The 26,853-nt window shown below is 60.3% G+C and carries 27 protein-coding genes and 1 other RNA gene; 24 read left to right on the top strand and 4 right to left on the bottom strand.

What is annotated here, in order from left to right; translation table 11 throughout:
- Positions 1-69 precede the first annotated feature (69 nt).
- From G1E_RS00165 to G1E_RS00275, 24 genes are all read left to right on the top strand, one after another.
- Positions 70-543 (top strand): terminase small subunit, encoded by a 474-nt coding sequence (locus G1E_RS00165; protein WP_009685292.1) that lies wholly within the window; start codon positions 70-72, stop codon positions 541-543.
- A complete protein-coding gene (locus G1E_RS00170; RefSeq protein ID WP_009685293.1) occupies positions 540-2,237 on the top strand; it encodes a terminase large subunit in 1,698 nt (565 codons plus the stop codon). The genes G1E_RS00165 and G1E_RS00170 overlap by 4 nt, the downstream gene beginning before the upstream one ends.
- A complete protein-coding gene (locus tag G1E_RS00175) occupies positions 2,237-3,634 on the top strand; it encodes a phage portal protein (protein ID WP_009685294.1) in 1,398 nt (465 codons plus the stop codon). The genes G1E_RS00170 and G1E_RS00175 overlap by 1 nt, the downstream gene beginning before the upstream one ends.
- 13 nt (positions 3,635-3,647) lie before the next feature.
- Positions 3,648-4,523: a head maturation protease, ClpP-related gene (locus G1E_RS00180; protein WP_009685295.1), complete on the top strand. Its 876-nt coding sequence runs from the start codon at positions 3,648-3,650 to the stop codon at positions 4,521-4,523.
- A gap of 14 nt (positions 4,524-4,537) precedes the next feature.
- Positions 4,538-5,752 carry a phage major capsid protein gene (locus tag G1E_RS00185; RefSeq protein WP_009685296.1) on the top strand — a complete coding sequence of 405 codons (1,215 nt, stop codon included), beginning with the start codon at positions 4,538-4,540 and terminating at the stop codon, positions 5,750-5,752.
- A gap of 43 nt (positions 5,753-5,795) precedes the next feature.
- A complete protein-coding gene (locus G1E_RS28555; protein WP_009685297.1) occupies positions 5,796-6,185 on the top strand; it encodes a hypothetical protein in 390 nt (129 codons plus the stop codon).
- Between the two features lie 3 nt (positions 6,186-6,188).
- Positions 6,189-6,665, top strand: coding sequence for a head-tail connector protein (locus tag G1E_RS00195; protein WP_009685298.1), 477 nt, complete (start codon positions 6,189-6,191; stop codon positions 6,663-6,665).
- On the top strand, positions 6,665-7,006 hold the full coding sequence (locus G1E_RS00200; protein ID WP_009685299.1) for a phage head closure protein: 342 nt from the start codon (positions 6,665-6,667) through the stop codon (positions 7,004-7,006). The genes G1E_RS00195 and G1E_RS00200 overlap by 1 nt, the downstream gene beginning before the upstream one ends.
- A complete protein-coding gene (locus G1E_RS00205) occupies positions 6,999-7,484 on the top strand; it encodes an HK97-gp10 family putative phage morphogenesis protein (RefSeq protein WP_009685300.1) in 486 nt (161 codons plus the stop codon). The genes G1E_RS00200 and G1E_RS00205 overlap by 8 nt, the downstream gene beginning before the upstream one ends.
- Complete coding sequence (locus G1E_RS00210; protein ID WP_009685301.1) at positions 7,481-7,849, top strand: DUF3168 domain-containing protein; 369 nt, start codon at positions 7,481-7,483, stop codon at positions 7,847-7,849. Before G1E_RS00205 ends, G1E_RS00210 begins: the two co-directional genes overlap by 4 nt.
- A 62-nt stretch (positions 7,850-7,911) precedes the next feature.
- The gene (locus G1E_RS00215) at positions 7,912-8,412 is read left to right on the top strand and encodes a phage tail tube protein (RefSeq protein ID WP_009685302.1); all 501 of its coding nucleotides are present in this window, start codon (positions 7,912-7,914) and stop codon (positions 8,410-8,412) included.
- Positions 8,409-8,879, top strand: a complete 471-nt coding sequence (locus tag G1E_RS00220; RefSeq protein ID WP_009685303.1) for a phage tail assembly chaperone family protein, TAC — start codon at positions 8,409-8,411, stop codon at positions 8,877-8,879. The genes G1E_RS00215 and G1E_RS00220 overlap by 4 nt, the downstream gene beginning before the upstream one ends.
- 284 nt (positions 8,880-9,163) lie before the next feature.
- Positions 9,164-9,487: a superinfection immunity protein gene (locus G1E_RS00225; RefSeq protein ID WP_009685305.1), complete on the top strand. Its 324-nt coding sequence runs from the start codon at positions 9,164-9,166 to the stop codon at positions 9,485-9,487.
- A gap of 45 nt (positions 9,488-9,532) precedes the next feature.
- A complete protein-coding gene (locus G1E_RS00230; RefSeq protein WP_009685306.1) occupies positions 9,533-12,196 on the top strand; it encodes a phage tail tape measure C-terminal domain-containing protein in 2,664 nt (887 codons plus the stop codon).
- Between the two features lie 9 nt (positions 12,197-12,205).
- On the top strand, positions 12,206-12,790 hold the full coding sequence (locus G1E_RS00235) for a hypothetical protein (protein WP_009685307.1): 585 nt from the start codon (positions 12,206-12,208) through the stop codon (positions 12,788-12,790).
- The gene (locus G1E_RS28560) at positions 12,790-13,386 is read left to right on the top strand and encodes a hypothetical protein (RefSeq protein WP_009685308.1); all 597 of its coding nucleotides are present in this window, start codon (positions 12,790-12,792) and stop codon (positions 13,384-13,386) included. The genes G1E_RS00235 and G1E_RS28560 overlap by 1 nt, the downstream gene beginning before the upstream one ends.
- Positions 13,387-13,391: 5 nt before the next feature.
- Positions 13,392-13,790, top strand: coding sequence for a hypothetical protein (locus G1E_RS00245; RefSeq protein ID WP_009685309.1), 399 nt, complete (start codon positions 13,392-13,394; stop codon positions 13,788-13,790).
- 23 nt (positions 13,791-13,813) lie between these two features.
- Positions 13,814-22,474, top strand: a complete 8,661-nt coding sequence (locus G1E_RS29035) for a carbohydrate binding domain-containing protein (protein ID WP_047149535.1) — start codon at positions 13,814-13,816, stop codon at positions 22,472-22,474.
- Positions 22,471-22,851: a hypothetical protein gene (locus tag G1E_RS00255; protein ID WP_009685312.1), complete on the top strand. Its 381-nt coding sequence runs from the start codon at positions 22,471-22,473 to the stop codon at positions 22,849-22,851. The genes G1E_RS29035 and G1E_RS00255 overlap by 4 nt, the downstream gene beginning before the upstream one ends.
- Entirely contained in the window at positions 22,835-23,005 is a 171-nt protein-coding gene (locus G1E_RS28570) for a hypothetical protein (protein WP_009685313.1), read from the top strand. The genes G1E_RS00255 and G1E_RS28570 overlap by 17 nt, the downstream gene beginning before the upstream one ends.
- Before the next feature lie 60 nt (positions 23,006-23,065).
- Positions 23,066-23,290: a hypothetical protein gene (locus tag G1E_RS00260; protein WP_009685314.1), complete on the top strand. Its 225-nt coding sequence runs from the start codon at positions 23,066-23,068 to the stop codon at positions 23,288-23,290.
- A gap of 63 nt (positions 23,291-23,353) precedes the next feature.
- Positions 23,354-23,800 (top strand): hypothetical protein, encoded by a 447-nt coding sequence (locus G1E_RS00265; protein WP_009685315.1) that lies wholly within the window; start codon positions 23,354-23,356, stop codon positions 23,798-23,800.
- A complete protein-coding gene (locus G1E_RS27155) occupies positions 23,797-24,291 on the top strand; it encodes a DUF2514 domain-containing protein (RefSeq protein ID WP_084728174.1) in 495 nt (164 codons plus the stop codon). Before G1E_RS00265 ends, G1E_RS27155 begins: the two co-directional genes overlap by 4 nt.
- 13 nt (positions 24,292-24,304) lie before the next feature.
- On the top strand, positions 24,305-24,529 hold the full coding sequence (locus G1E_RS00275; protein ID WP_009685317.1) for a hypothetical protein: 225 nt from the start codon (positions 24,305-24,307) through the stop codon (positions 24,527-24,529).
- A 142-nt stretch (positions 24,530-24,671) separates the two neighbouring features.
- On the opposite strand, the gene G1E_RS00280 is transcribed toward G1E_RS00275, so the two are convergent.
- The 4 genes from G1E_RS00280 to G1E_RS00290 form a co-directional block, all read right to left on the bottom strand.
- Positions 24,672-25,145, bottom strand: coding sequence for a hypothetical protein (locus G1E_RS00280; protein WP_009685318.1), 474 nt, complete (start codon positions 25,143-25,145; stop codon positions 24,672-24,674).
- Positions 25,142-25,627, bottom strand: a complete 486-nt coding sequence (locus G1E_RS00285) for an ImmA/IrrE family metallo-endopeptidase (protein ID WP_009685319.1) — start codon at positions 25,625-25,627, stop codon at positions 25,142-25,144. The genes G1E_RS00280 and G1E_RS00285 overlap by 4 nt, the downstream gene beginning before the upstream one ends.
- 290 nt (positions 25,628-25,917) lie before the next feature.
- Positions 25,918-26,331: a transfer-messenger RNA gene (gene ssrA / locus G1E_RS27160) on the bottom strand.
- A gap of 99 nt (positions 26,332-26,430) precedes the next feature.
- Positions 26,431-26,721, bottom strand: a complete 291-nt coding sequence (locus G1E_RS00290) for a hypothetical protein (RefSeq protein ID WP_009685320.1) — start codon at positions 26,719-26,721, stop codon at positions 26,431-26,433.
- Positions 26,722-26,853 lie beyond the last annotated feature (132 nt).

Consider the following 26,853-nt stretch of genomic DNA (forward strand, 5'->3'; position numbering starts at 1 on the left):
GGCTTTTCGCTTCCAGACCACCTGCCCCCGCACGCGTGAAATTTTTTCCTGTTTCAGAGGTTTTTGTTAATGGCGTTAACATCGAAAAAGCGCCGTTTTGTCGAGTCTAAGGCTGCTGGTGCCTCGAATCGCGAAGCGGCGGAAGCCGCAGGTTACGCGGCGGGCAGCGCTTCGGCGGCAGGTTCTCGGCTCGCCAAAGACCCTGACGTTGTTGCCGCTCTGGAAAAGTTAAAGGCGCCCCGAAATGTTAAGCCGGCGCCAGAGCGCGAGGCCGCCGAGTACGGCCCGCCGGGTGACGAGTCGGGCGACCTGGTCGACCTGCCCAACACCGACGATCCGCTCGTTTGGTTACTGGCGCTGATGAACGATCCCCAGGCCAAGATCTTTGATCGGCGCAACGCCGCCCAGTCGGCGCTCCCGTACTTTCACGGCAAGAAGTCCGGCATGGGCAAAAAGGAACAGAAGCTCGAAGAAGCGGCGAAGGTGGGGGCCAGCGGCAACCGCTTCGGGCTGCGCGAACGCCACTTGAAGGCCGTCAAATGAAGAAATGGACTACCGCGTGCCCCGACTGGGAGAGCAGGATCGTTCGTGGCCAGGCACTCGTGCCGGTGGAGCCCATCTTCCCCGAGCAGGCAGAAGATGCTCTCGACGTGTTTTGCAACCTTCGAATGGTTGATGCCGACGGTAGCCCCCTGATGGGGGATACCTGTCGCAGCTGGGTGCTTGATGTTGTGGCCGCGCTCTTCGGCGCTTATGACGCCGACGCCGGCCGCAGGCTGATCACCAACTACTTCCTGATGGTGAGCAAGAAGAACGGCAAGTCGACGATCGCCGCGGGCATCATGCTCACGGCCCTGATCTTGAACACCCGGCCCTCTGGCGAGTTCCTGATCCTGGCGCCGACGAAGGAAGCGGCTGACAACGCGTTCAAGCCGATCCGGGACATGATCGATGCGGACGAGGACCTGCAGGCCAGGTTCCACGTGCAGGAATACAACCGGATCGTCACCGACAACCTGAACAAGGCAAACCTGAAGGTGGTGGCGGCCGACTCGGCCACTGTCACTGGCAAGAAAGCGACTGGTGTGTTCATTGACGAACTCTGGGAGTTCGGCAAGCAGGCCAAGTCGGCGAAGATGTTGGTCGAGGCCACCGGCGGCCTGGCGTCACGCCCAGAGGGGTTTGTTTTCTACTGCACCACTCAGTCCGACGAGCCGCCGGCCGGCGCCTTCAAGGCCAAGCTGGACTATGCGCGCAAAGTGCGTGACGGGGAGATCGAGGACCGGCGCTTCCTGCCCGTGATCTACGAGTTCCCGAAAGAGATGATTGAGCGGAACGAGCACCGCGACCTGGCAAACGCCCATGTGACCAATCCCAACTGGGGTCTTTCTGTCGATCAGGAAGTGATCGAGCAGAAGTATCAGGAGGCGCAGGCAGAGGGCGAGGGGGCCATACGCGGCTTCTTAGCGAAGCACCTCAACGTCGAGATCGGCCTGGACCTGCGGTCAGACCGTTGGGCAGGCGCTGACCACTGGGAATCGGCTGCTGAGGCTGTCATGACCCTGGAGAGCCTGCTGCAGCGCTCCGAAGTGGTTACGGTTGGTATCGACGGTGGTGGTCTTGACGACTTGCTCGGCCTGACAGTGCTGGGCCGCGAGCCCTTGACTCGCCGATGGCTCCATTGGGCTCACGCCTGGGCGCACAACATTGTGTTCGAGCGGCGTATGGATATCGCCAGTGTGCTGAGGGATTTCGAGAAGGCGGGCGATCTGACCGTCGTTGATCGACCAGGTGATGATGTCCAGCAGGTAGCCGACATCATCTGTGATATCAGGGATCGCGGCCTGCTGCCGGAGAAGCTGGCAATCGGTGTGGACTCGGCCGGTATCGGCGACATCGTCGACGAGCTCACCACCCGAGAGCGCGGGATCACCATGGAACAGATCGTGGCCATCTCGCAGGGCTGGAAGCTCAACGGCGCGATCAAGACGACCGAGCGCAAAGTGGCTGGGGGCGAACTGGTCCACTGCGGCAGCGCGCTGATGAACTGGTGTGTCGGTAATGCCCGTGTCGTTCCGCAAGGCAATGCCATCACGATTACCAAGCAGGCCAGCGGCTCGGCAAAGATCGATCCGCTGATGTCGACATTCGATGCTGTTTCGCTGATGGCGCTGAACCCGGAAGGCTCTGGTGATCTCCAGGGCTTCTTTGACAACCCGATCATGGTAGGAATCTGATGGCCGACAAGAAACCGGGCCGGGTGAAGGCTGCGCTGCAAAACTGGCTCGGGGTGCCGATAGGCCTGAAGGACGGCGCATTTTGGCAAGAATGGTTCGGCAGCTCTGCATCTGGAAAGCACGTATCGGTAGACAAGGCCATGCAGTTGTCCACGGTATGGGCATGCGTAAGGCTGCTGTCCGAGTCCGTCTCTACGCTGCCGCTCAAGCTTTTTCGGCGCCTTCCCGACGGATCACGCGAGGTCGCCAAAGACCATCCGCTGTTCCGCGTGCTTTGCCGCATCCCGAACGCCGAGATGACCCCGCAGCGCTTCATGCTGCTGGTGGTGGCGAGCATCTGCCTTCGAGGCAATGCGTTCGTCGAGAAGAAGATGATCGGCAGCCGGATCATCGCCCTGGTGCCGCTTCTGCCCCAGTCCATGAGGGTGAAGCGGCAGGACAACGGGCGCCTAAAGTACACCTACAACGAGAATGGCGTGGATCGCGACATTCCCGAGAAGAACCTGATGCACATCCGCGGCTTTGGCCTGGACGGGGTGTGCGGGATGCTTCCGGTAACCACCGGGCGCGAGATCTTCGGCTCGGCGATGGCGATCGAGGAGGCCGCGGCGAAGGTGTTCGCACAGGGCATGCAGGCGTCCGGCATCCTGAGCAGCGACGCCAAGATCACACCGCAGCAGCGCGAGCAGCTTCGGGCCAGCATGCAGGCGTTCATGGGGTCGAAGAACGCCGGCAAGATCATGGTGGCGGAGGCAGGCTTCAAGTACCAGGGCATCACGATGAACCCTGAGGCCGCCCAGATGCTGGAGTCCAGGTCTTTCGGGATCGAGGAAATGTGCCGTTGGTTCCGTGTGCCGCCCTTCATGGTCGGTCACATGGACAAGCAGTCCAGCTGGGCTGCTTCGGTTGAGGCGCAAAACCTTCACTTCCTCACCAACAGCCTGCGGCCGCTACTGGTCAACATCGAGCAGGAAATCACTCGTTGCCTGATCGGCGACGCCGATGCCGACGACTACTTCGCCGAGTTCGCGGTGGAAGGTCTGCTGCGCGCGGACAGCGCCGGCCGCGGGGCCTGGTACAACACGGCTCTGCAAAATGGCTGGATGTCTCGCAACGAGGTGCGGCGGCTTGAGAACCTGCCGCCAATCCCGGGCGGTGACACCTACACGGTCCAGTCTGCGTTGGTGCCTCTGGATCAACTCGGGAAGCCCAGCGCAGGCGTATCGCCGGCGGCCTCGGCATTCATGCTTCGACTGGTCTCGGCGCGCAACAACGATGACCGGGATGCCATCAACAAGGCGGTAGAGCTGGCGACCCAGGCTCTGGAAGCCGGAAACCCGGACGGCCCAATGATGGCCCACGCGCTGATATCGATGCCGCTGCTCAAAGCGGCCTGACCTGGAGTAACCCATGACTCTCAAGACACTACCGGCAGCGCCGGCGGTGCGGCCGCACGCGCGCGTCGAATCCGATCTACTGCCAAAGGCCATGGAGCGCTGGAATCCAGCGATCAAGGCGGCAGCTGGTGACGACTCCACCACCATCACCATGTACGACCCGATCGGCATGGACTGGTGGACGGGTGAGGGCGTTACCGCCAAGCGCGTCAGTGCCGCACTTCGCAGCATCGGCGACAAAGACATCACCGTGAAGATCAACAGCCCAGGCGGCGATGTTTTCGAAGGCTTGGCGATCTACAACCTGCTGCGCGAGCACAAGGGCAAGGTAACCGTCCAGGTGCTTGGCCTGGCTGCATCGGCTGCATCGTTCATCGCCATGGCAGGCGATGAGATCCAGATCGCCCGCGCCGGCTTCATGATGATCCACAACGCCTGGACCATCGCCGCCGGCGATCGAAACGACTTCACCGAGGTCGCCGACTTCCTCGACCAGATCGACGCGACCCTAGCCGACATTTACTCGGTCAGAACCGGCGATGAGGTCTCCGCGATGCGCGCCCTCATGGATGTCGAGACGTGGATGGGCGGGAGCGGGGCCGTAGAAGCGGGCTTCGCTGACGGCCTTCTCCCATCGGACGCCGCGCAGGAAGACCCACAGGCCAAGGCGCCGCACCAGGTCGCAGCTCGCCGATTGGACGCGATCCTGGCCAAGCAGGGGATGCCCCGCTCCGAGCGGCGGTCCCTCATTCAAGAACTCAAGGGTGGTACGCCAGGCGCTGCCCCCTCCGGTACGCGCAGCGCTGCCGAACCCCCGGCCGATCTGGCCACCCACTTTGCCGAACTACAGACCGCCATGTCGCGGTTCTCGGCAGCAGCCCTCAAATAACCGGAGACAATCCCATGGCAGACAATACCGCTGACCTGCTCAAGCAGGTTTCCGCCGAGCTCAAACAGGCGACCAGCGATTTCAGTAAACAGGCCGAAAACGCCCTGGCCGAGGCCAAGAAGGCCGGCAGCCTGTCCGAAGAAACCAAAGCCGCCGTCGATGAGATGGCCACCAAGTTCAACAGCCTGACCGAGGCCGAGAAGCAGCTGAAAGCCCAGCTGGGCGAGCTCGAACAGGAGTTCGCACGCCTGCCTTCGCCAGGCACCCCGCAAGCCCAAGACAGCCTTGGCGGCGTGGTGATCAAAAGCGAAGCGCTGAAGCAGTTCGCGGCCAGCATCGAGGGTGGCAAGCGCGTCAACATTCCAGTCAGTGCAGCCCTGCTGTCCAGTGATGTTCCGGCCGGCATCGTCGAGCCTCAGCGCCTGCCCGGTATCGACACCGCGCCGAAGCAGCGGCTGTTCATCCGTGACCTGATCGCCCCGGGCCGAACCACTGCCCCGGCGATCTTCTGGGTACAGCAGACCGGCTTCACCAACGCCGCCAAAGTCGTGGCCGAGGGCACCGCCAAGCCCTACTCCAACATCGAATTCGCGTCGAAACTCACTGCAGTTTCGACCATCGCCCACATGTTCAAGGCCTCCAAACAGATCTTGGACGATTTCGCCCAGTTGGGTTCGACCATCGATGTCGAAATGCGATACGGCCTCAAGTACGTCGAGGAGCAGGAGATCCTGTTTGGTGACGGCACTGGCGTTCACCTGCACGGCATCGTCCCTCAGGCCTCGAAATACGTCCCGGCATTCGAAGTGGAGAAACGGTCGGGCATCGATGATCTCCGCCTGGCGATGTTGCAGGCCCAGCTGGCGCGCTTGCCGGCTTCCGGTCATGTCCTGCACTTCATGGACTGGGCCAAGATCGAGCTGACCAAGGACACGCTGGGTCGCTACATCCTCGCCAACCCGCTGGGCCTGGCTGGTCCTGTGCTGTGGGGGCTGCCGGTGGTGGCCACCGAGGTCGCTGCTTTCCTGGGCAAGTTCCTGACCGGTGCATTCCAAACTGGCGCTCAGCTGTTCGATCGTGAAGACGCCAACGTGGTGATCTCGACCGAAAACGCCGACGACTTCGAGAAGAACCTGATCTCGATCCGCTGTGAAGAGCGCGCTGCGCTGGCGGTCAAGCGTCCGGAAGCGTTCATCTTCGGTGAATTCGCCGCCCCGGTCACTCCGTAACCCAATGTGAGGGCCGCACAAGATGCGGCCCCTGGAGGCATTCATGAAGCTCAAAACCCTGAAACCTCTGTACCTGGGTGGCCAAACACTGGTGGAGGGCACGGCCTTCGAAACCATCGAGCAGCACGGACGCCAGTTGATCCAGAAGGGCTATGCAGAGCTGGACGACTCGGAAAGCGAGGTGGTGGTGACCATTTCGCAGGAAGATGCAGCTGGCGCGGGCGTGCTGACCACCAGCAGCCTGGGGGCGGTAGCCTTGCCGATTTCTCCGCCAGTCGCCGCCTTCAAGGCTAAGCACAAGGGCGCTGGCAAGTACATCGTGGTGGACGCTGAAGGCAACCAGGTTGGCGAGTTCTCCGGTAACCAGGAAGAAGCCAATGCGGAAGCTGAGCGACTGATCGCCGGTGGTGAGCCGGCGCAGGCCGAGGAGTAACCCATGCCCGTGATCGCCATCGATCTGGCCATGCATCACCTGCTGGCCGAGCCGGAAGATCAGGTGCTGGTCGAGGCGCAGCTTGGTGCAGCGGAAGATGCGGCGATGGGGTTCCTCAACCGCCGCTTCTACCTAGACCAGGTGGCGCTCGATGAAGCTCGCGCCGGCGTTCAGGCGGCCATGCGGCAAGCCAAGGAGGCGAATGCTGAGGCGGTCGCCGCCGCCGAGGCCGAGCAGGATCACACCCTGCGCTGTCGCCTGCTCGAACACGCCCGCCAGGCGCTGGCCGACGCATACGACCAGGCAGACGCCATCGCCTACGGCATGGTGCTCAACCCGGCGATTCAAGCAGCCTGCCTGCTCAAGCTGGGCCACCTGTTCGCCAACCGCGAGGAGGTGGTCACAGGGACCACCGCCACAGAACTGCCACTCGCGTCCCAGCACCTGCTGATGCCGTACCGCATCCGGATGGGTGTGTGATGCAGGCCGGCAAGCTCCGGCACCGCATCGACATTCAGGAGCTGAAAGCGGTGCGTGACCCAGTGACCCTGGAGTTTGGGGAGCCAGAATGGGTCGCTCGCTGGGAGAAGTGCCCAGCCAGAGTCGAAGACCTGTCGGCCAGGGACTTCGTTGCCGCCCAGGCCGGCCAGGCACAGGCCACGAGTCGGATGGTTATCCGATACCGGCCTGGCGTCCTACCCACCATGCGCATCCTTTACCGGGGTGAGGTGTATAGCATCGTTGGCCCGCCACTAGCCGACGCTAAGTCTGGTCTCGACTACCTGACGATCTTGGTCGATAAGGGGGTGAAGGATGGCTGATGGTGTCGAGTTCAGCATCACCGGCTTGGATACCCTGCTGGGGAAGCTGGAGTCGGTCAGCTACGACGTTCGGCGCAAGGGTGGCCGGGCTGCGCTACGCAAGGCGGCCCAGGTGGTGGTGCAAAAGGCCAAGGAGGGAGCCGAGCGGATTGACGACAAGGCGACCGGCCGGTCGATATCGGACAACATCGCGTTGCGCTGGAATGGCCGCCTCTTTAAGCAGACCGGTGACCTCGGCTTCCGGATAGGTGTGCTACACGGCGCCGTGCTCAAGGATGGCGGTGATCTCAGCCAGAACGCCCCGACGCCGCACTGGCGCCTGTTCGAGTTCGGTACCGAGAAGATGGCCGCTGCCCCGTTCATGCGTCCGGCTCTGGCCAACAGCATCAGCGAGGTGACCAACACCTTCGTAACCGAGTACGAAAAATCCATTGACCGCGCTATCAAGCGCGCAGCGAAGAAGGCAGCTTCCCGATGACACCACCGATTGCGCAGGCCTGCTTGCAGAGCTCTGCCGTCACGGCACTGCTCGGCACCGGCACTGATATGCGGCTCTATTCGTTTGGTGAGGCGCCACAGGGTGTGACGAAGCCCTATGCCGTCTGGCAGATCGTCAGCGGCAACCCTGAGAACTACCTGGCGGGCCGCCCGGATGCCGACAGCGTCACGCTGCAGGTCGACGTGTACGCGACCACCGGTGACATCGCGCGAAAGGTCCGTGACTCGATCCGTGACGCCATTGAGCTGGAGGCCTACATCACCCGCTGGGGCGCCGAGGGGCGCGATACCGAGACGACCAGTTACCGCGCCAGTTTCGACGTTGACTGGTGGGTTTCCCGTTGAAATTTAGATAGACCCGATGCCCGCCCAGTGCGGGCTTTTTCATTCCTGACTGGAGAAAAACCATGTCGATGAACGCTCAGGGCGCCCAGCTCTACGCGCTGCTGCCGCCTGCCAATGGCGGATCTGGCCCCAAGACCGTGATGGAAGTGGAGTGCCTCACAGCCTTCAACCCCGGCGGCGCCCCTGCCGACCAGATCGATGACACCTGCCTGTCCGACACCGATCGCAAGTACAAAAAGGGCCTGCGTACGCCTGGCCAGGCCACTGCCACCATCCTGGCTGACCCGCGCAATGCCAGCCATGTGCGCATGTTCCAGCTGTCCCAGGACGATAGCGACGAGGATATCCTGTGGGCTCTCGGTTGGTCTGACGGCAAGGGAATTGCGCCCACCGCCGATGCTGACGGGGATGACTTCGTACTGCCGAAAACTCGCACTTGGTGCTTGTTCGCCGGCTACGTCGCGGACTTCCCGTTCGACTTCGCCAGCAACGCCTCGGTGAGCACCGCTGCCACCATTCAGCGTTCGGGCAAACTCAACTGGGTAGTCAAGGAGAATCCATGAAACTGACACTTGAAGCGCTCAAGGGCGCCGGTTCGTTCACTGGGCGCCCAGTTGAAAAGGAGATCAAGTGGCGTCAGAACGATACTGACCTCACCGCTACAGTGTTCGTGCGCCCGCTGGGTTACCAGACTGCGGTCAGTGATGTACTCGCGTTCGGCGGCAAGACGGACAGCATTGCCGGAAAGATCGCCGCATCGATCTGCGATGAACATGGGAACCCCGTGTTCAGCAGCCCGATGGACATCACTCATGGCCCACTTGATCCGGTCGAGCTGGAAGCGGACCCGGAAAGCACCAAGCGCCTCGGCTCTCTCGACGGCGCCTTAACGGTCGCACTGCTTTGCGCGATCCATGAGGTGAACGATCTGGGAAAGACGCCGAACTCGACGAGCTTGATGAAATCTGGCACGAACTCGTCCTCTGCGGCATCGGCGGCTGCACCATCGCGCAGGCGCAAGAAAACCTGAGCCTCCGCGAATTCAGGTCTTGGGTGAAGTTCAGGCAACGCCGCGGCTCTCTGCATCTTGGTATGCGGGTTGAGCGCTCGGTAGCCATGGTGGCCACGATGTTGGCCAACCGGACGCGAGATCCGAAAACGCGGCCAGAGCCCTACACAATCCAGGACTTCACGCCGCATGACCAGGATGACAGGTCGATTTCTCTGCAGGAAGCGATAGCTTCCTGGACGTAGCTTTTTTCGTTATTCGGCGGCAGGGTGGTAGATTGGCAGCTTTCTCCCAAGGGACTGGCCATGGAATTTATTACCGGCACTTACATCTTGATTCTGGCTGTATCGTTTGTTTTGTACTTTATCCCCATGATGATTGCCTTTCATCGGCATCATGAGAATTACACTGCGATTTTCATGTTGAATCTACTCTTGGGATGGACTGGAGTTGTATGGGTTATCTGTCTGGTATGGGCATTCATAAGCAAGCCACTCCCGCTTGCCCAGAGTGATGCGCCGGGCAAAGTTTCCAGGTACGAAGAGCTAGAAAGAATCTCAGCGCTGCGAAGCAGTGGGGCTTTAACCTCAGAAGAGTTTGATAGAGAGAAGTCTCGAATACTAAAGTGAAGCAAAACCCGCCTGATGGCGGGTTTTTAATTTCTGGAGAATATAATGGCGTCAAGATCTCTCGGTACTTTGACTCTTGATGTTATTGCCCGTGTAGGCGGATTCATCGCAGGCATGGATAAAGCCGAACGCAGCTCGGAGAAGTGGAGAAAGCAGGTAGAGAAAAGTGCCAAGGCCGTAGGTACAGCCATTGGTGCCGGACTGGCGACCGGAATCACTGCAATCACCGCAATGACGGTGTCAGCTATAAATTCAGCCACAGAGGTAGCCAAGCTAGCCTCGGTAGCAAACGTGAGCACTGCCGACTTTCAAAAGTTAGCGACTGGAGCAAAGACCGTTGGTGTAGAGCAAGATAAACTCGCGGACATCCTGAAAGATGTGAATGACAAGGTCGGTGATTTTCTGAACACCGGCGGCGGCGCGATGAAGGACTTCTTCGATCAGATAGCCCCCAAAGTGGGCGTCACTGCCGATCAGTTCCGTAACCTCAGCGGAAGCCAAGCTCTAGGGCTTTACGTGTCCAGCCTGGAGAAGGCGAAGGTCAGTCAGTCAGATATGACGTTCTACATGGAGGCTATCGCCAACGATGCTACTGTGCTCTTGCCTCTCTTGCGGAATAACGCAGAAGGATTCAAGCGCTTTGGTGATGCCGCTGAGGCGGCTGGCGCGATCATGGATGATAAGACGATCCGCGCAGCTCAGGAGTTAAAATCCGCCAACTGGTTGGTTGAGCAATCTATTAGCGGGCTTGGAAATCAGATAACAAGCGCGATGCTACCGACGCTTGCTAATTTTGCTACCAGGCTTAGTGATACGACCATAAATGGAGTTTTAGCCAAGCAGGTATCTGACGATTTGGCAGCGAGCCTTCGCGCATTAGGTAAGTTTGCCGTGGGAACTGTGGCGGGAATCCATCTATTGAGTATTGGGCTGAAGACCCTTTCCGATCTTGATAACGCCATGGTCGGCGGAGAGGACGCCAAGTGGTACGAGCGATTCTTGCCGCCGGTCAGGATCTATAACGCCTTCAAGAACGTTGATGCCATGGGTAAGACGCTCAGTGGCGCAACGGCTAAGATGGACGGGCTTGCCATTGGCTATGGCAACCTCATGGACTCGTTTAATGAGAAGCCCACTGGGGCTACCAACCAAATTAAAGAACTAGCTGATCTGTGGGAGAAGATGCAAAAGGGTCAGGACGGCACGTTCACTGCCCTCACTCCCGCGCAACAGCAAGCCGCCAAAGCAGCTGAAACCGCCGCCAAGAAACTCCAAAGCCAGTTCGACACGGCCGAGGAAGGCTACAAGCGCCAGATTGCCCTGATCAACACCTCGACCGACAAGCGCAAGAATGCCACTGAGGTCGACAAGCTCGCCTTTGAGCTTGAGCAAGGAAAGCTCAAGGGGCTTTCGGAGGCGCAAGGTAATAGGCTTGAGGGGCTGGCGACTGAGTTGGACGCCAAGAAAGCGCTACTCAAGGCCGACCAGGATGCCAAGAAGCTCGCTGCCTTGCAGGTCAACCTCGATGAGGACAACCGAACTGCCAAGGAAGGTCTGGACATGGAGCTTGCTGGTGCTGGCCAGGGCGACAAGTCGCGGGAGCGGTTCCGGGCGTTGCTCGCCATCGAGCAGGACTACAACAAGCAGCGCCGAGAAATGTACAAGGAGTACAAAGAGGCGCTTCTTGCAGAAGACCCTGATGCGGAAGTGAACTACCAGAAAGAGACCGGCGCACTCGATAAGGCCCTGAAGCTTCGGCTTGAGCATCAGCGCAACTTCTACGAGCAACAGGACGAGATGCAGGGCGACTGGCTCGCAGGTGTTTCGGATGCATGGCAGAACTACGTTGATATCGCCGCCGACTTCAGCGAGCAGGCCGGGGCAGCCACTGAGTCGATACTAGGTGATGCCACGTCGTCGATATCGGACAGTCTTCAAGGAATCATCAAGGGCACGGAGAGCGTCGGGGATGCCTTTGGCAACCTGGCGGCAACCATGGCCAATTCTGTTCTTGGCGCGCTGACCGACATTGCTGCGAAGTGGATTGTAGTGCAGGCGTTGAAAATGGCAGGTATTACAGCCGAAACCACAGCTACCGTGGCCGGCGAGGCCACTAAAACCACTGCAAAGCTGGCCACTGACGCGGCGTCTACAGCTTCTTCGCTCACTGCAACCGCTACTGTCGCATCGGCCCAGGTAGCGGCGGCAGGCACCACCATGGCGGCTTGGCTTCCTGCGGCATTGGTTGCTTCTGTCGGTTCGTTCGGTGCGGCCGCGATTGTCGGCGGTACTGCGTTGCTGGCGGCCTTTGCACTGATTAAAGGTTTTTCGGGGGGAGGGTACACCGGTGCAGGAGGAGTCAATGAGCCGGCCGGTGTCGTTCACAAGGGTGAGGTTGTTTGGAGCCAAGCCGACATCAAGCGATTTGTTGGGGTGTCTGCAGTGGAGGCCCTACGTAAAGGTAAGGCCACGCCGATGGGTGATCTGCGCTCTGCTGGTGATAGCTGGGACTTACCGCCACAAGTTGCCTCCAGCTCGGCGGATGGCGGTGGCAGCGCCAACATTCAGCAGGTCTTCAACATTGGTAGCGATGTGAGCGCCCAGACGGTAGCCATGGTTCAGCAAGGTATGCGACAGACCATGACCGCGATCCTCCAGGACGTTAATCGGAATGGCCAGATCATGCAGACCATTCGCAAGAAAATTTAAGGTGTGAATATGGCGATCGAATGGCCCGCCGAGGTGTGCCCGGCGCAGATGAGCTGGGGCATGGTCTACAACAACCGCGATTTTACCTCCTCACTGAACAACAGCCAGCAAATCGTGGGATATCCCGGGTCTTACTGGAAGTGCTCATTGTCGCTACCCCAGTTGACACGAGATCGTGAGCGGGTAGTGACCGCGTTCTTGGGGCGCCTGCAGGGGCGCTTCGGCACGTTCAAATTGCCCGCGTTTACACGCCGGCGTACCGATAACGTCGGGGCACCGGTCGTACAGACTGGGGCTGCTATGGCGTCCACTATCACGCTGACCGGCTTGGAGGGTGGTCGACGGGTATTTAGCCAGGGGGATTTCATTACCGTCGCCGGGGTGATGCATGAGGTGGTCGAGGATGTGGTTGCCACCGCTGGCGGCACGGCCGTGTTGCCACTCAATCGGCGACTGCGCTCGGCTGTGCCTGCTGGCGCTGCTGTTGAGTATCAAAATCCGTACTCGATCATGCGACTCACCGAGGACAGCTACACGTTGTCGGTCCGGCCGGTGGTGTCCGAACTTTCCATCGAATGTCGGGAGGCCTTCTAATGGCTGCCGTTTTCCCATTTTCCCCGTCAGTGCTGAGCATCATTGCTGCCGGCAACTTCACGCCGGTGTTCGCTTGCGAGCTGGATTTCGCGGACGGCATGGTCAGGGCGCACACAGGTACCGGCCAACTGATCATCAACGGCTACGCCTATGACGGCGTGGGCACTTTTGGAGAGGTGGGCGCAGCCAGTGAAAGCGCTGAATCAGGCTCCTCCCTCTCGATCGATCTGAGGCTGAATGGCCTGGACAGCTACATCCTTTCCCAGACATCGGTTGCCGGGTGTCGAGGCCGGTCCGCCCGCTTGATGTTCGTTGTGTACGACGAAGCCGGGAACTACGCCGCCGACATTCTCTTCAGTGGCCGAATGGACGCCGCCAAGCTTTCCTACGGCGGCTCGACGGGCGACAGCTCGATCACGGTCACCATCATTGATCGGATGGCCGAGTGGAACCGGATTGGCACAGAGCGCTGGACCGATGAGAACCACCGTGCACGCCATGATGGTGACCGCTTTTTCTACGCCGTCGCGCAGATGGCCGAATGGCCGATTTTCTGGGGTGCCAAGAAAGATGCACCGTCCTTCACCTACGAGTAACTGTCATGCGCTATCGAGACTGGCCCACGAGGCTACACGACACCATCCAGGCCGCCATCGAGCGGCCTTTTTTGTGGGGCGAATTTGACTGCTGCCTGTTTGTCGCGGACTGCGCGGCCGCGATTTGCGGTGTCGATCCGGCTCAGGAATACCGGGGGCGGTACACCACCGAGATTGGCGCCAAGCGCGTGATTGCTTCGACGCATGGCTCAGTCGAGGCAGTGCTCGACACTTACTTCGAAAGGGTCGATGTGCGATTCGCCCAGCGCGGCGACATCGTCAGTTTCGAGAACGAGTCGGGGAAGTGCGTGGCGGTTCTGTGGAGTGGTCGCTATTGGGCGGCCACTGAAGCCGGTGCTGCTGCCGTGGACTGTGAGCCGTTGTTGGCCTGGAGAGTTGAATAGTGGGAAGCTCAATCAAATCAGTCGTGAAGCTGGTCACTGCGCCCATCAAGGCGCTCTACGACCCAGTGGGCGCGTTCAAGGATGTGTTCGGTGGTGTACAGGGCATCTTTGCAGGCCTAACCGGCGCTGCTAAGACTTCAGGTGCCAGCAGCTCTGAGCCCAGCTCCCAGACCGTACGCTCGTCCAAGGCACCGGTGCGCTTCATTCTCGGCCGGGCCAGCACGGGCGGTGTGCTTGCTTGGGTTCAGGAAGAACCAGGTGACCAGACCGGTGGGGAGTGGCTGCATATCGTCTACGTCCTCTCCGAAGGCGCCATCGCAGGCGTCGACGAAATCTACGTGGACGAGCGGCCGCTGTCCGATCTGGGCGAGAATGCCACCTCCGAAGTCATCATCAATCCGGCCCAGGTAAATGCTTTCCTGCTGAGCAAATGCCCAGACTGGCGCCAGGAGCAGATCGGCCGCGGGCTTTCGTTTGTGCGTCTGTCGTTCAAATATGACGCAGAGAAGTTCCCGTCCGGTATTCCTGATGTGCGCTTCGTGGTGAGCGGGCGCAGCGACGTGTATGACCCACACAACGGGGCAGTGGGCTATTCGGCCAACACCGCGCTGCTGATCCTATGGTATCTGCGCAACCGTTGTGCGATTCCTGACGACGAAATCATATTCGATTCTTTCGCCAGCTCTGCCAACGTCTGTGATGAGCCCGTGTTTGGCCCGGATGGTAAAATTTCGCCTCGCTACTTCGCTGGCGCGGTCATTGGCGCCGATGAGAAGCGAAACACCGTCCTGGACAACCTGCTGTCGGCATGTGCCGGGACGCTGATCAGGGTAGGTGGCCGGTGGTCACTCCAAGTTGGCGCCTACTACGGGCCGGCCGACTTCACCGTGAACGAAGACATGGTGATCGGTACCGTCGAGGGTACGACCGAGGTCAGCAACAGCGATGCCATTAACACCATGCGCGGGACTTTTGTTGACCCGGCCCAAGCCTGGGCAGAGACCGACTACCCGGAGGTCGCGATACAGGACTGGATCACCAAAGACGGTGGTGAGCTCGCTGAGTCGCAGTCGTTTGCCTATGTGACAGATGCTTACCTGGCGCAGCGGCTTGCAAACATCAGCCTTCGCCGCCGTCGCTCGGGTGGCTCCCTCTCCGTGCCGCTGAACTTCAATGGTTACAACTGCCGTCCGGGGCGCGCAGTCAAAGTCGATCTGCCATCGCTGAACATTCTTGGCGAGTTCATGGTCACCGAATGGACCATGGGGGCGGCTGATGCATGCAAGGTGACCCTCAAGCCGTATGAGCAAGCCATCTTTGATGATGCTGTGGGCCAGCCCTACGACCCGCTGGGGTTTATCAACCTGCCGGTCGGCGGCCTGGCCGCTGTCACCGGTTTGGCCTGGGCGCCGAGCGGCGTGGCCGAGGTCATTCAGGGCGTACTCAGCTGGACGCCACCGCTGCAGACGGTGCTGAGCTACACCGTGACGATCCGCAAGGGCACTGAGGTCGTGCAGTCCCTTAAGGTCGGCGGTGAAGCCGCCAGCTGCAACATCAATGGCCTGACGTCGGGTGTCTACACCATGAGCGTCATTGCCTTTGGCCCTGGCACACGTTCGGGCGAGGCGACCATCAATGTCAACGTGGGTGGTCCGCCGGTGCCCGAGAGCTGCGCCTTCTACGCGTCGGTGGACACCATCACGCTGGTGCCAGCCAACCGGCAGAGCAGCCTTAATGGCGGTACCTATGAATACTTCTATACCACCAACCCTTTGGCACCGATCGCGGACGCCGTGTACTTGGGGCAAGGGTTGACCTTCACCCACACTGGACTGGCATTCGCCAAGGAGTACTTCTACTACGTGCGGTCGGCGAATGCGTACGGGAAGAGTGATTTCCTATTTGTGCCCGCTGCAACATCCAGTGATCCAACCCAGATGCTGGAAGTCATTGCGGGCAGGATCACCGAGAGCGAGTTGGGCAAGGAGCTGACCGAACGCATCGACCTGGTCGACATGAATGGACCCGGCTCGGTTAATGAACGCGTTGGTGAGGTGCGCAACGAGCTCAACGAGCAGATTGCCGAGGTCAATTCATCAATCCAGTCGGTCAACGAGTCGGTGACGGTGGCGCGGGATGAGTTGCAGCAGCAGATCAATGCGGTAGACCAGGATGTCGAAGCCGCCAAAATCGCGCTCCAGCAACAGATTGCCGCGGTTGATCAGGAGGTTGATGCCGCCAAGGCAGACCTGCAGCAACAGATCAACAGCGTGTCTGTTCTGGCCGGCTCGCTGCCGTACAACAAGGACAAGGCCTACAGCATTAACCAGGGCACACTGGGCGCCGACGGCAAGCTGTATCAGGCGTTGAAGGCGGTACCGAAGAACAACCCGCCGCCGAACGCTACCTACTGGACGGATGTTGGCCAGGCTATCGTCACGGCGGCCGGTACCGCTGCGCGTGTGTCCAAGGTCGAAACCGACGTGACCACGCTGGACGGCAAGACGACCGCGCAGGCCACACAGCTCAACGGCCTGCAGGCCAGCCTGACCTCCACCAACCAGAACGTGACCACCGCGCAGCAGGCAGCTGAAGCGGCAAACACGCTGGCAGGTGGCAAGGGCAAGGTGATCATCCAGGCGGCGGCCCCGGCCGCTGCCGATCGGCTGGCCCAGAATCTCTGGATCGATACCACGGGCAACGCCAACACGCCGAAACGCTGGAGTGGCAGCGCCTGGGTGGCGGTCACGGACAAGGCTGCTACGGATGCGGCGGCGGCGGCCGCGAGCGCTTTGGCGCTGGCCCAGACCAAGGCTGACGCCACGGTGGTGAACAACCTGACCCTGCGCGTCTCGGATGCCGAGGGCAAGCTGGTGGCCGAAGGTCAGCGGCTGGATGGCATGCAGACCAGCCTGGACGGCAAGGCGACCTCGGCCGCCCTGCAGCAGGTCACCAGCCGGGTCACCGCGACCGAAGGTAAGAACGCCGCACAAGACCAGCAGATCAGCTCTCAGAGTTCTGCCATCGTCTCGCTCACCGACAGCGTGGCCAAGAAGGCCGAAGTCTCGACCGTGCAGGCCCTGAGTAACCTGGTCAACCAGCAGGGGCAAGACCTCACCGCGCAGGGCCAGGCACTGGTCAGCATCAATGCTGCGCTGCCGACGCTGGGCGGGGAAAATCTGGTCTACAACCCATCGTTCGAGCGCCAAACCGATAACAACGGGATGGCCCAGTACTGGTGGTACGACAGCTCAAGCAACGTCGGCAGCCGAACCCCGAGTTTGGTTCCCTCGACGCTTGCGGCAGGGGTCGCGCAACGCCTTGATGTCACCGACATTCCCACCAACGGTTGGGCCCGGGTTTACCTGCGCGCATCGCTCAAAGCGATCAAAGTGCGGCCGGGCGCCGTTTACACCGCTTCTGTGTACATGCGGGGCACTGCAGGGCTGCGGATTTTGGCGCAGGTGTACAGCCGAGATGCGGCCGGGGCCAACAGCGTTTCATGGCCAGGCAACCGAGTCGACGCGGCCGAGACATGGCAGCGGGTATCGGTAACCTTCACCGCCACCGATAAGACCGTCGACGTATGGCCAGCGGCGATTGTCTATGGCGGGGCCGGCGTCACGGCCGGGTTTATCGAAGTGGACCAGTACCAGCTGGAGGAGGGTTCGCAAGCAAGTGGTTGGCGCGACAATGGACAGGTCGAGGCCGGTAACCAAGCGGCCACAGCGGCCGCTGTCGATGTGATGTCCGCCAAGGTGATCCAACAGGGCGCCGACCTGGCCAGCGTGTCGAGCAAGACCACCTCACTGGAAAACAGCCTGACCACTACCAACGGCAACGTCGCTACGGCGCAGCAGGCGGCACAAGCGGCGTCCGACGCGGCCGGTGCCAAGGGCAAGGTGCTGTATCAGTCGACCGCCCCGGCCGTGGCTGACCGTTTGCCCCAAAACCTGTGGATCGACACCACTGGCAACGCCAACACCCCCAAACGCTGGAACGGCAGCACCTGGGTGGCGGTCAGCGACAAGGTGGCCACCGATGCCGCGGCTGCCGCTCAGTCGGCGCTCAATCAGGTTGCGCAGAAGGCCGATGCGAGTGTTGTGAGCGGCCTGACTACCCGCGTCAGCGATGCAGAAGGCAAGCTGTCTTCCCATGCGACCCGCCTCGACGGGATGCAGACCAGCATCGACGGCAAGGCCAGCTCTCAATCCTTGGAGCAGGTGACCAACCGCGTCACAGCGACCGAGCAGAAGGACGCCGCGCAGGATCAGCAGCTGTCGTCGCAGAGCCAGGCGCTGGTGTCGCTCACGGACACCGTAAGCAAGAAGGCCGAAGCTGCTGCGGTGCAGGCCTTGAGCAATGATGTGAAGCAGCAGGGGCAGACCCAATCGGCCCAGGGCAAGTCGCTGACCGACCTCAATGCCAAGCTGCTGGCCAGCCAGGACAATTCGCCGACCAAGGTCTATCAGAGCGTGTTCTCGGACATGGCGGTGGACCAGTGGGCGAACCTGTTCGGCGGCCCTACGGCCAGCACCGTATTCTCCAATGAGGAAGGCAACACCAGCGGGGCAACCATCAAGGTCAGCGGTGGCGCTGGCAATTCCACCTGGTGGGGCGCTTCGACCCGCAAAATCAGGTTTGACCCGACGCGGCTGTACAAGCTGTCCATTCGGTTCAAGCAGTTAACCGCCGGCAAGGGCAATCCAATCACCTATGCCGGGGTGGACGGATTTGCCGAAGACGGCGTAACCCGGATCAACTCCAGTGGTGCCAACACCAAGGACTCTTCGCACTATGTGATCACTGCTGGCAGATCGCACCCGATTGGTGAATGGATGGAGTTCACCACCCATGTCAAAGGCTACACCGTTGGCAGTGAAGGGGGTGGGGCAGGTGCCGGTACCGTTGCCGATCCCAAGCGGTTGAAGACTGGGATTGCCTGGATTTCACCGATGCTGGTTGCCGGTTACAACAACATCGGCGGTGAGTTGGCGGTTGACTACTTCTTGATTGAAGACGTCACCGAGCAGGCTCAGATCGATGCCGGCGCCACGGCGACCAACGCGCTGGCCGTTCGAGTCGAGAAGAACGAGCAAGGGCTAACCTCGGTCAGCAATCAAGCTGTACAGCTGGAAAACAGCCTGACCACCACCAATCAGAACGTGACGAATGCGCAGAATGCGGCGCAGGCCGCGTCCAACCTGGCCGGCAGCAAGGGTAAGGTCATCGTCCAAAGGGAGACGCCAGCGGCCGCTGACCAGCTTGCGCAGAACCTTTGGATTGACATAACAAACGGAGCCAACACCCCGAAACGCTGGACTACGTCGGGTTGGCTGCCGGTGACCGATAAAGTCGCCGTCGACGCCGCAGCCGCAGCGGCGAATGCCCTGTCCGAGGTGGCCAAGAAGGCCGACGCCAGTGCGCTGCAGTCGCTGAACAGCAAGGTGGATCAGCAAGGACGAGACCTGACTGCCACCAGCAGCAACGTGGTGTCGCTGGGCAGCACCATCGGCCGCGCTCTGGACAACTCGCCCACCAAGGTCTATCAAAGCGTGTTCTCGGACATGTCCATGGACCAGTGGGTGTCGACCAACAGCGGCGCCGGTGCCACTGCCTCGTACGGCGCACCTGCCGGCATCAGTCGGGGCGCTGCCTTGATCCTGAATGGCGGAGCCTCCAACAGAGCTTGGTGGGGCGCGTCCACGCGCAAGATCAGGTTTGACCCTTCGCGGCTCTACAAGCTGACCGTTCGCGTGCAGCAAGTCCTGATGGGCGCCGGGTCGCCAGGTACGTATGCCGGCGTTGACTGCTTTGCCGAGGACGGCGTTACCCGGATCGCAACAAGTGGCGTGAACAGCGTGGGCTCCTCGCACTATGTGGTGCTGTCGAACCGGAAGATTCCTCAAGGCGAGTGGCTGATCGCCGAGGTGTATGTCAAAGGCCATACCACCGGCAGCGAAGGTGGCGGAGCCGGCGCGGGTACGCTGGCCGACCCGAAGCGATTGAAGGAGGGCACGGCCTGGTTCTCGCCAATGCTCATCGCGGGTTACGACAACATGGGCGGGCAGGCCATCTTTGATTTCTTCGACATTGAAGATGTGACCGAGCAGGCCCAGCTGGATGCCGGCGCCGCTGCGACGTCGGCGTTAGGGACGCGGATCACCCAGACCGAGCAGGGACTGACCAGTGCTTCCAATCAGCTCACTGAGCTGAATAACAACATAGGCGATGTCGGCGGGGAGAATCTGGTTTTCAACCCGTCCTTTGAGCGAGCGGACCCCGGCACCCCAGGGATGGCCGACGGGTGGTGGCACGACGGGACAGGGAGCGGTATTCGCACGCCTACGTTGGTGCAATCTACCTTGGCTTCTGGTGTGGCCCAGCGCCTGGATGTGTCAGGCCTGTCCCCAGCAACCTGGGCTCGGGCCTATGTGAAGTCGGCCGGACGGTTCAAGCCGGTCCCCGGAAAGACCTACACAGCATCCGTGTACCTTCGGGGCACCCCTGGCTTGCGGGTTCTTCCCGGGGTGTACGGGACCAATGAGGCAGGAGCAGGGACCGAGAGCTGGGGGGCGGCAAGGACTGATGCAAGTGAGTCCTGGGTGCGTCTGTCGGTGACCTTCACCCCTGGCCCCACCACCACCAAGCTGTTCGCGGCATTTGTGGTGTATGGCGGCGCATCAGTCAGCGGTGGCTACATTGAGGCGGATCGCTACCAGATCGAAGAGGGCACCCGCGTCACGGGCTGGAGGGATAACGGTCAGGTCGCCAGCGCCCAGCAAGCGGCGACCTCCGCTGCTGTTGAGTCGCTCAGTTCGGCGGTCTCGCAGCAGGCTGGCACGCTGTCGAGTGTGGGGAGCCGGACCACCAGTTTGGAAAACAATCTCACCACGACCAATGGCAACGTGACCACAGCGCAGCAGGCAGCTGATGCGGCGAACACGCTGGCAGGTGGCAAAGGGAAGGTGATCATCCAGGCGGCCGCCCCGGCCGTGGCTGACCGTTTGCCCCAAAACCTGTGGATCGACACCACCGGCAACGCCAACACCCCCAAACGCTGGAGCGGCAGCGCCTGGGTGGCGGTGACCGACAAAGCGGCTACCGATGCGGCGGCGGCGGCACAGTCGGCGCTTACTCAGGTTGCGACCAAGGCCTCCGCCTCGTCGGTCGATGCGCTGACGCAGCGGGTCACTAGCAATGAAGGCGGCCTGGCTTCTCAGTCGAGCAGCATCCTTGATTTGCGAAACTCGGTTGCTGCTGTACAGAAAGCGGCCGATGCCTCGGTTGGCCTGGACCCTGCGCCTGGGTGCACCTGGCAGTTCGATAATGGTGCTGAGGGATGGTATGGCGCGAACGCTACTGCAGTAGCTGGAACCGGGTTCTTGAAGGTCACAGCCACTGCAAGCAACCCTCAACTGCAGAGCGCTGCGGCTGCTATTGGCCTTACTGGCGCGCTGTTCACCAGGGTCAGGGCGCGCATCACCCGAAGGGGCGGTAGCGGCTGGCGTGGAACGCTTTATTACGCCACCCCAGGTCACGGGTTTTCCTCCACCATCTATTCCACCTTGCCTAACCCAGGCTTGGCGATCGGTGATTCGGCGATCGTGGAATGGGACATGGAAAACCTGAACAGTGGTGGCACGGACTGGGTAGATAGCACCATCAGTCGCTTGCGTCTGGATCTTGGGGCGGTGAGCGGGGATGTGTTTGACGTTGACTGGATTGTCGTGGGCCGTGTGGCCCCGGCCGCATCGAGCCGTGCACTGTCGTCAGTTGAAAGCACTGTCACACAGCAGGGCAGCAAGCTGACGGCAGAGACATTGCGTATCGACGGGTTGTACACCGCCGTAGGCGATGCCAACGCGGCGATTCAGAACGAAGCCAAAGCCCGGGTTGATGGGGATGGGGCGCTGAGCAAGCAAATCCAGACCACCCAGGCGTCGCTGGGCACGACCAATGCGGCTGTGCAGCAGGTTGCGACGGCTCAGGCGAACATGAAGGGAATGCTTAACGCCCAGTACACCCTGCGGGTGCAGGTTAATAACCAGTACGGTGTTCATCATTTCGCAGGATTTGGCATCGGAATCAACGAACAAAACGGCGTTGTTCAGTCCGCTTTTGCTGTCTATTCCGACCAGTTCATTTTGCTGAATGCGAATGGCGGTGGGCTCTCGTCACCGTTCTCTGTCGTGGGTGGTCAGACATTTATTGCTGACGCGTACATTCGGAGCGCCAGTATTGGCAACGCGAAGATCGCAGACGGTGCCATCACGGCCGCCAAGATCGGGGTGGCCGAAATTGACACGCTGCGCATCCGTGGCAACGCCGTCACGGTGCCGGTATCGGCTAATAGCCCCGGGAATGTGCTCGGCGTCGGTGTAGGTCAGTGGCAAAACCTGATCGCCGTCGGCGTGCAAATGGATGAAGCAGGGTTCATCACTGCGCAATACAGCGGCTACCAAGGATTTGGCAGCGGTATTCGCAAGTACATGTTCCAAATGGATATCAACGGCCTGGTGATCGCTCAAGGTGGCGGCGACTGGGCGGATGGTTTTCCTAACCTGATGGGATCGATCGGCGTGGGCCCGGGTTACTTCGTCATCACTGTGAAGTGGTGGGGAGAGAACTCGGGGGTAGGCGTTCAGAACCACACCCTGTATGCAATGGGAACCAAGCGATGAGCAGCATTGAACACTATGCAGCCTATGAGACTGATGGCCGGATCGTGTTTGCCGTCAGCTGTCCGCCCGAACACGGGAAGAAAATCATCAGGCTCAACACCGACCGGCCCTTTATCCAAGTGCCCACCCCGGCACGGATTGCTGACCACTTTGTAATGGGGCAAATGCTCAAGGAGCGCCCCCGGATGGGGGCGGCACTCCAAGGGCACTGGTTGAAGGGGGTCCACGAAGGTGCCGCCGTCAACATCGAGAACGAAACCTACATCGCTGACGGCAGTGACATCGAGCTGGAGTTCTCGGCGCCGGGCACCTACCACGTCACGGTCATCCTTTGGCCCTACCGCGATCAGGAGTTCACCTTTGAAAATTCAGCATAAGTGCGACCACGCCAAGCGCCGTGCGGCCGAGTATCCGCCGGTGGAGGAACAACTGGACATGCTGTGGCATGCCATGAATCAAGGGCATATGCCCAAAGCAGAACCGTTTTTCTCGACCCTGCAGCAGATCAAGCAGCAATACCCCAAGGCTTGAACCCAAGCCAACTAACCAATGCCCGCCATCGAGCGGGCTTCTTTTTGTCTGGAGAAAACCATGCCCTATATCGCCATCAACCTCAGCAACGCCTACGACGCCGAGAACAACACACGCTACGCCACCCAAGCCGAGGCGGACACCCGCGCCCGCGCGATCCTGAACCTTTTTCCGACTGCACAGGTATTCACTGCCCAGGTGCTCAAGGACTACAGCGCCAAGGTAACTGTCACCGCGAAGGATCCGGCAGAGCCAGCACCGGAGCCTGAGGCGCCTACCGCCTGACGATCATCCATTTTTTCAACCAAGCCCGCCCAGCGCGGGCTTCTTTTTGTCTGGAGAAAACCCATGAGTACACCCCGCGGCGTCCGCAACCGGAACCCCGGCAACATCGATTACAACCCGCGCAACGCATGGCAGGGCCAGCTAGGGCTGGAGGAGGGAGTAGCCAAGCCGCGATTCGCGCGATTCGACCATCCAGAAAATGGCATCCGCGCCCTGGGCAAGCTGCTGATTAACTACCGCGGTAAAGACGGCATGCCTGGTGTGGGCGGGAAGGGCATCGATACGGTGCTCGAAACCATTAATCGCTGGGCGCCCAGCAACGAGAACGACACCCAGGCCTACGCCTCGGCCGTGGCCAGGCGCCTGGGTGTGAAGCCGACCGACCCGATCAGCATCAAGGACCCGGTCACGCTGCGCGGGATGGTGCTCAGCATCATCATCCATGAGAACGGCGGCAACCCGTATCCCCAAGCGATCATTGACGAGGGCGTGCGAAGGGCGCTGGTATGACCTGGCCTGGGCGGCTGGGCCTATTGGCCCTGGTGCTGGCTTCATACTGGGGCATATACCAGCATGGCCGGTCGGTGGAGCGCAGTCAGGCGCTTGCCACATCGGCGCAGCGTGATAGCAGCGATCGGCTGGCCGAGGCGTTGGGACAGCGCGATGCCCGCGCGGAAGAACAACGACGCGCCCAGGCGCAGGAGGAGGCGAGAGCCCATGCACACGAACAACACCAGGTGGCTGACGCTGGGGCTGCTGGCGCCGATGTTGCTGGCCAGCGGCTGCAGCACGACGCCGCCCAGCTCGCAGCCTCCGTCAGTTGCCCCGGCCCGGATACCGGTGCTATCGCCCGAGGCAAGGCAGCCACCCGCGCCGCCATGGTGCTCTCCGACCTGCTCACACGGGCTGATGCTCGAGCGGGAGAATTGGCGAAAGCTTATGACCAAGCCCGAATAGCGGGGCTCGCATGCGAAGCATCCTATAATGTGCTGATCAAGTGATCGGAGCAGGACAGTGGACAAGCGCACCTTCATAGGGATGGTCGAGGCCGGCGAGCCGCTGATTCAGCAGGCCATTGACGCCATGCGCGAGTATCACTTGGCCCAGGACCGGGGCGCGCCGGCGGAAGAGGTCGAGCGGTTGCGCTTATTGGCGGAGTCGCTCTTTCAGGTGGTTTCCGACTACCAATTGCGGTCGATTTCCAAGCTTCGTGGCAAGGCCTTGCCGCCGCTTCACTAAGACGCTGCCAGCCTGCGCAAGACCGACAGCCTGGAGGTGATGGTGAGAACCAGCGCAGAGTGACCAGCCAGGCTTGTTCAAGACCTCAGATAGAATTGAATTACGCATTGCTCTATCTGAGGTAAACCATTGGGAGATAATGCTATTTTTTGAACCAGCTTTTCAAAGACTCTAGGAACTCACCTACAGGCAGATCCGAAAGTTTTAGCCCATCCGGTGTTTGCTTTCCGCCGCCAAATACACTTTTCAGCAAGATAATGGAAATAGCGGAAACCCCGATGATCAGTGATACCCCGAGCCCCAAAACATGCCAATCCATTGTCTTGACTACCGTAACGGGAGCTGAATGCAGCCGAACAGCCTCTTGGAACAAGGATATTATGGAGTTCATGAGGCTCGTAAGGACTATCAGCAGCCAGACCAAAACACCGGCAGCGGATAGGATCACCACCGCTTCCTTCAGGTGTTGGATCGAAGACGCCATAGCAAGCCAATTCTTATCGTCTGGCCGGTCATCTTTGCCACCACCTTGGCCGTTTATTTGTTGAGGTTGGCCCGCCTTAGCGTACTCATCAACATCCTTTTCTGCTGCGTTTTCACCAGATCCATTGGTCACCAGATAGATACTCCTAGGTTTTGTGTTCTATAGCCGATCGCATCCATCGATACGTTGAATTCATACGCCAGTTCGCGAAGGTTAGGGTTTTGTTTCGCGGCCATCCGTACGACCGTTTCAGGCATCAATAGCTGTGCAGCAAAATCGTTCGCTTGCCGCTCCATGGGACGCTCGTAAAAAGAGTCATAGCTCCTCTTCGGGTCTCGGTGAGCCCGCTCGCCGGGCCTGATGTGCCCCAAGAGGATATGACCCAATTCATGGGCAATCGTGAATCGCTGCCTGGTTTGCGCCTCATAGGGGTTGTACCGGATGACAGGTCGGCCTTTGGAGTCGTAGTAGCAATCACCACTGGCACCTACGTCATCCAGTTCCTTTTCTGCAAAAACGGCTATCCCGTACTGATTTGCAATGTAGACGGGATCAACTGGCAAATAGCCGTTCCAGTGCTCGTTGAGAGCTTTGCTAGCGGTGTAGGTAGACATCGCGCCCTCCCTTAGCTGTGGATAACCGGTGGACGAATTGTGGATGAACCACGAAAAGGGCGCCAATTATGATTGTCAATCTATTCGATTTCAATGCATCAAGGCCTTCGAGTGCGCGCTCAAGCCCCTGGAGGTCTCGACACCAGTCATGCCCATCATCACACAAAAAATGACTCTACGAGCAGTTGTGGGGCTGTCATAAAGCTGGCATTCCCCAGCCAAAACGGCCCATCTAGACACAAAAAAGGCACTTGCGCGATTCGCCAAGTGCCTGATTTGTAAGGATTATTTGGTGGAGCCGGGGGGATTTGAACCCCCGTCTATCCTAGTATTNNCCGCCAGTACTCCGCTGTCGGTACTACATGCTTAGCCGTGTCTACTGATTTAATCCGCAGCCGCCCGACGGGCAGGGTGCTTTGGATGAGTTGTGTAAGTTTTAGTCGCTTCGCCCACAACGTGCTACGCGACGATCCTGTTCTGTATGACAATCAGTTCGGGTTTACAGGCATCCCCTAGTGATTGCTGGAGCCGAAGCTACCAGAAGCAACGGGTCAAGAGGACTGCTTACGCAGCCAGCTTGTACTCCGCGCCGAAGGTTTCGTCATTGGCAACTATAAAAGTTGCAACAGTGGATTTACGAGTTCTGTTACCAACTCGGCATGCACCTAGAGTTTCGCTACCGGCGTCGAATCCTAATCGGCCCCTACACTAGCTCTTGGCTAACGCACCTTACGGCACGTGAGCCGGAGTATACGCCATTGTGCGGGCGACGTCGACAGCTGGTCCTGTCGCCCGCCCAGGGCTTAGGCGCCGCCGCTGCCCGAACCGCTGCCTTTCTCGGTTTTTTCCAGGCGCTCCAGCACTTTGCTGGTGATGGCGATGCATTCCTTTGTGTCACCCGAGGCCTGGGCAGCCTTGGCTTTGTCGACGTGCTCAGTCACGGCTTTGTCCAGGCCCTCGGAGGTGGCGCCGGCGGTGGCCATGCTGTCGTCGATTTTTTGCAGGTTGATGGCGCACAGGTCGTCAGCAGCGAACACCGGCGAAGCCAGCAGGGTAGCGGCCGCGAACAGGGCCGAAAGCGCGGTACCTTTCATGGGAGTCTCCTCTGGGGCCTCGGGAAGGTGGGCCTAAAGGATGGACCTTGGCAGTTTTGCAAGGGTTCAATCTTGTTCGTGCCGCGGGGGCGGGGTTGTTTGCGAGAGGGGTGGGCTTGCCCGCGAACACCG

Origin of the sequence: Pseudomonas sp. TJI-51 (genome assembly GCF_000190455.2) — a bacterium.
Lineage (GTDB): Bacteria > Pseudomonadota > Gammaproteobacteria > Pseudomonadales > Pseudomonadaceae > Aquipseudomonas > Aquipseudomonas juntendi.

Coding starts and splice junctions, on each gene's coding strand:
- G1E_RS00260 (WP_009685314.1), top strand. CDS start 23,066: ATGCCCTATATCGCCATCAACCTCAGCAACGCCTACGACGCCGAGAAC.
- G1E_RS28555 (WP_009685297.1), top strand. CDS start 5,796: ATGAAGCTCAAAACCCTGAAACCTCTGTACCTGGGTGGCCAAACACTG.
- G1E_RS00195 (WP_009685298.1), top strand. CDS start 6,189: ATGCCCGTGATCGCCATCGATCTGGCCATGCATCACCTGCTGGCCGAG.
- G1E_RS00225 (WP_009685305.1), top strand. CDS start 9,164: ATGGAATTTATTACCGGCACTTACATCTTGATTCTGGCTGTATCGTTT.
- G1E_RS27155 (WP_084728174.1), top strand. CDS start 23,797: ATGACCTGGCCTGGGCGGCTGGGCCTATTGGCCCTGGTGCTGGCTTCA.
- G1E_RS00265 (WP_009685315.1), top strand. CDS start 23,354: ATGAGTACACCCCGCGGCGTCCGCAACCGGAACCCCGGCAACATCGAT.
- G1E_RS00210 (WP_009685301.1), top strand. CDS start 7,481: ATGACACCACCGATTGCGCAGGCCTGCTTGCAGAGCTCTGCCGTCACG.
- G1E_RS00165 (WP_009685292.1), top strand. CDS start 70: ATGGCGTTAACATCGAAAAAGCGCCGTTTTGTCGAGTCTAAGGCTGCT.
- G1E_RS00235 (WP_009685307.1), top strand. CDS start 12,206: ATGGCGATCGAATGGCCCGCCGAGGTGTGCCCGGCGCAGATGAGCTGG.
- G1E_RS00255 (WP_009685312.1), top strand. CDS start 22,471: ATGAGCAGCATTGAACACTATGCAGCCTATGAGACTGATGGCCGGATC.
- G1E_RS00175 (WP_009685294.1), top strand. CDS start 2,237: ATGGCCGACAAGAAACCGGGCCGGGTGAAGGCTGCGCTGCAAAACTGG.
- G1E_RS28560 (WP_009685308.1), top strand. CDS start 12,790: ATGGCTGCCGTTTTCCCATTTTCCCCGTCAGTGCTGAGCATCATTGCT.
- G1E_RS00245 (WP_009685309.1), top strand. CDS start 13,392: ATGCGCTATCGAGACTGGCCCACGAGGCTACACGACACCATCCAGGCC.
- G1E_RS00285 (WP_009685319.1), bottom strand. CDS start 25,627: ATGTCTACCTACACCGCTAGCAAAGCTCTCAACGAGCACTGGAACGGC.
- G1E_RS00180 (WP_009685295.1), top strand. CDS start 3,648: ATGACTCTCAAGACACTACCGGCAGCGCCGGCGGTGCGGCCGCACGCG.
- G1E_RS00230 (WP_009685306.1), top strand. CDS start 9,533: ATGGCGTCAAGATCTCTCGGTACTTTGACTCTTGATGTTATTGCCCGT.
- G1E_RS00290 (WP_009685320.1), bottom strand. CDS start 26,721: ATGAAAGGTACCGCGCTTTCGGCCCTGTTCGCGGCCGCTACCCTGCTG.
- G1E_RS00170 (WP_009685293.1), top strand. CDS start 540: ATGAAGAAATGGACTACCGCGTGCCCCGACTGGGAGAGCAGGATCGTT.
- G1E_RS00205 (WP_009685300.1), top strand. CDS start 6,999: ATGGCTGATGGTGTCGAGTTCAGCATCACCGGCTTGGATACCCTGCTG.
- G1E_RS00185 (WP_009685296.1), top strand. CDS start 4,538: ATGGCAGACAATACCGCTGACCTGCTCAAGCAGGTTTCCGCCGAGCTC.
- G1E_RS00200 (WP_009685299.1), top strand. CDS start 6,665: ATGCAGGCCGGCAAGCTCCGGCACCGCATCGACATTCAGGAGCTGAAA.
- G1E_RS00215 (WP_009685302.1), top strand. CDS start 7,912: ATGTCGATGAACGCTCAGGGCGCCCAGCTCTACGCGCTGCTGCCGCCT.
- G1E_RS00220 (WP_009685303.1), top strand. CDS start 8,409: ATGAAACTGACACTTGAAGCGCTCAAGGGCGCCGGTTCGTTCACTGGG.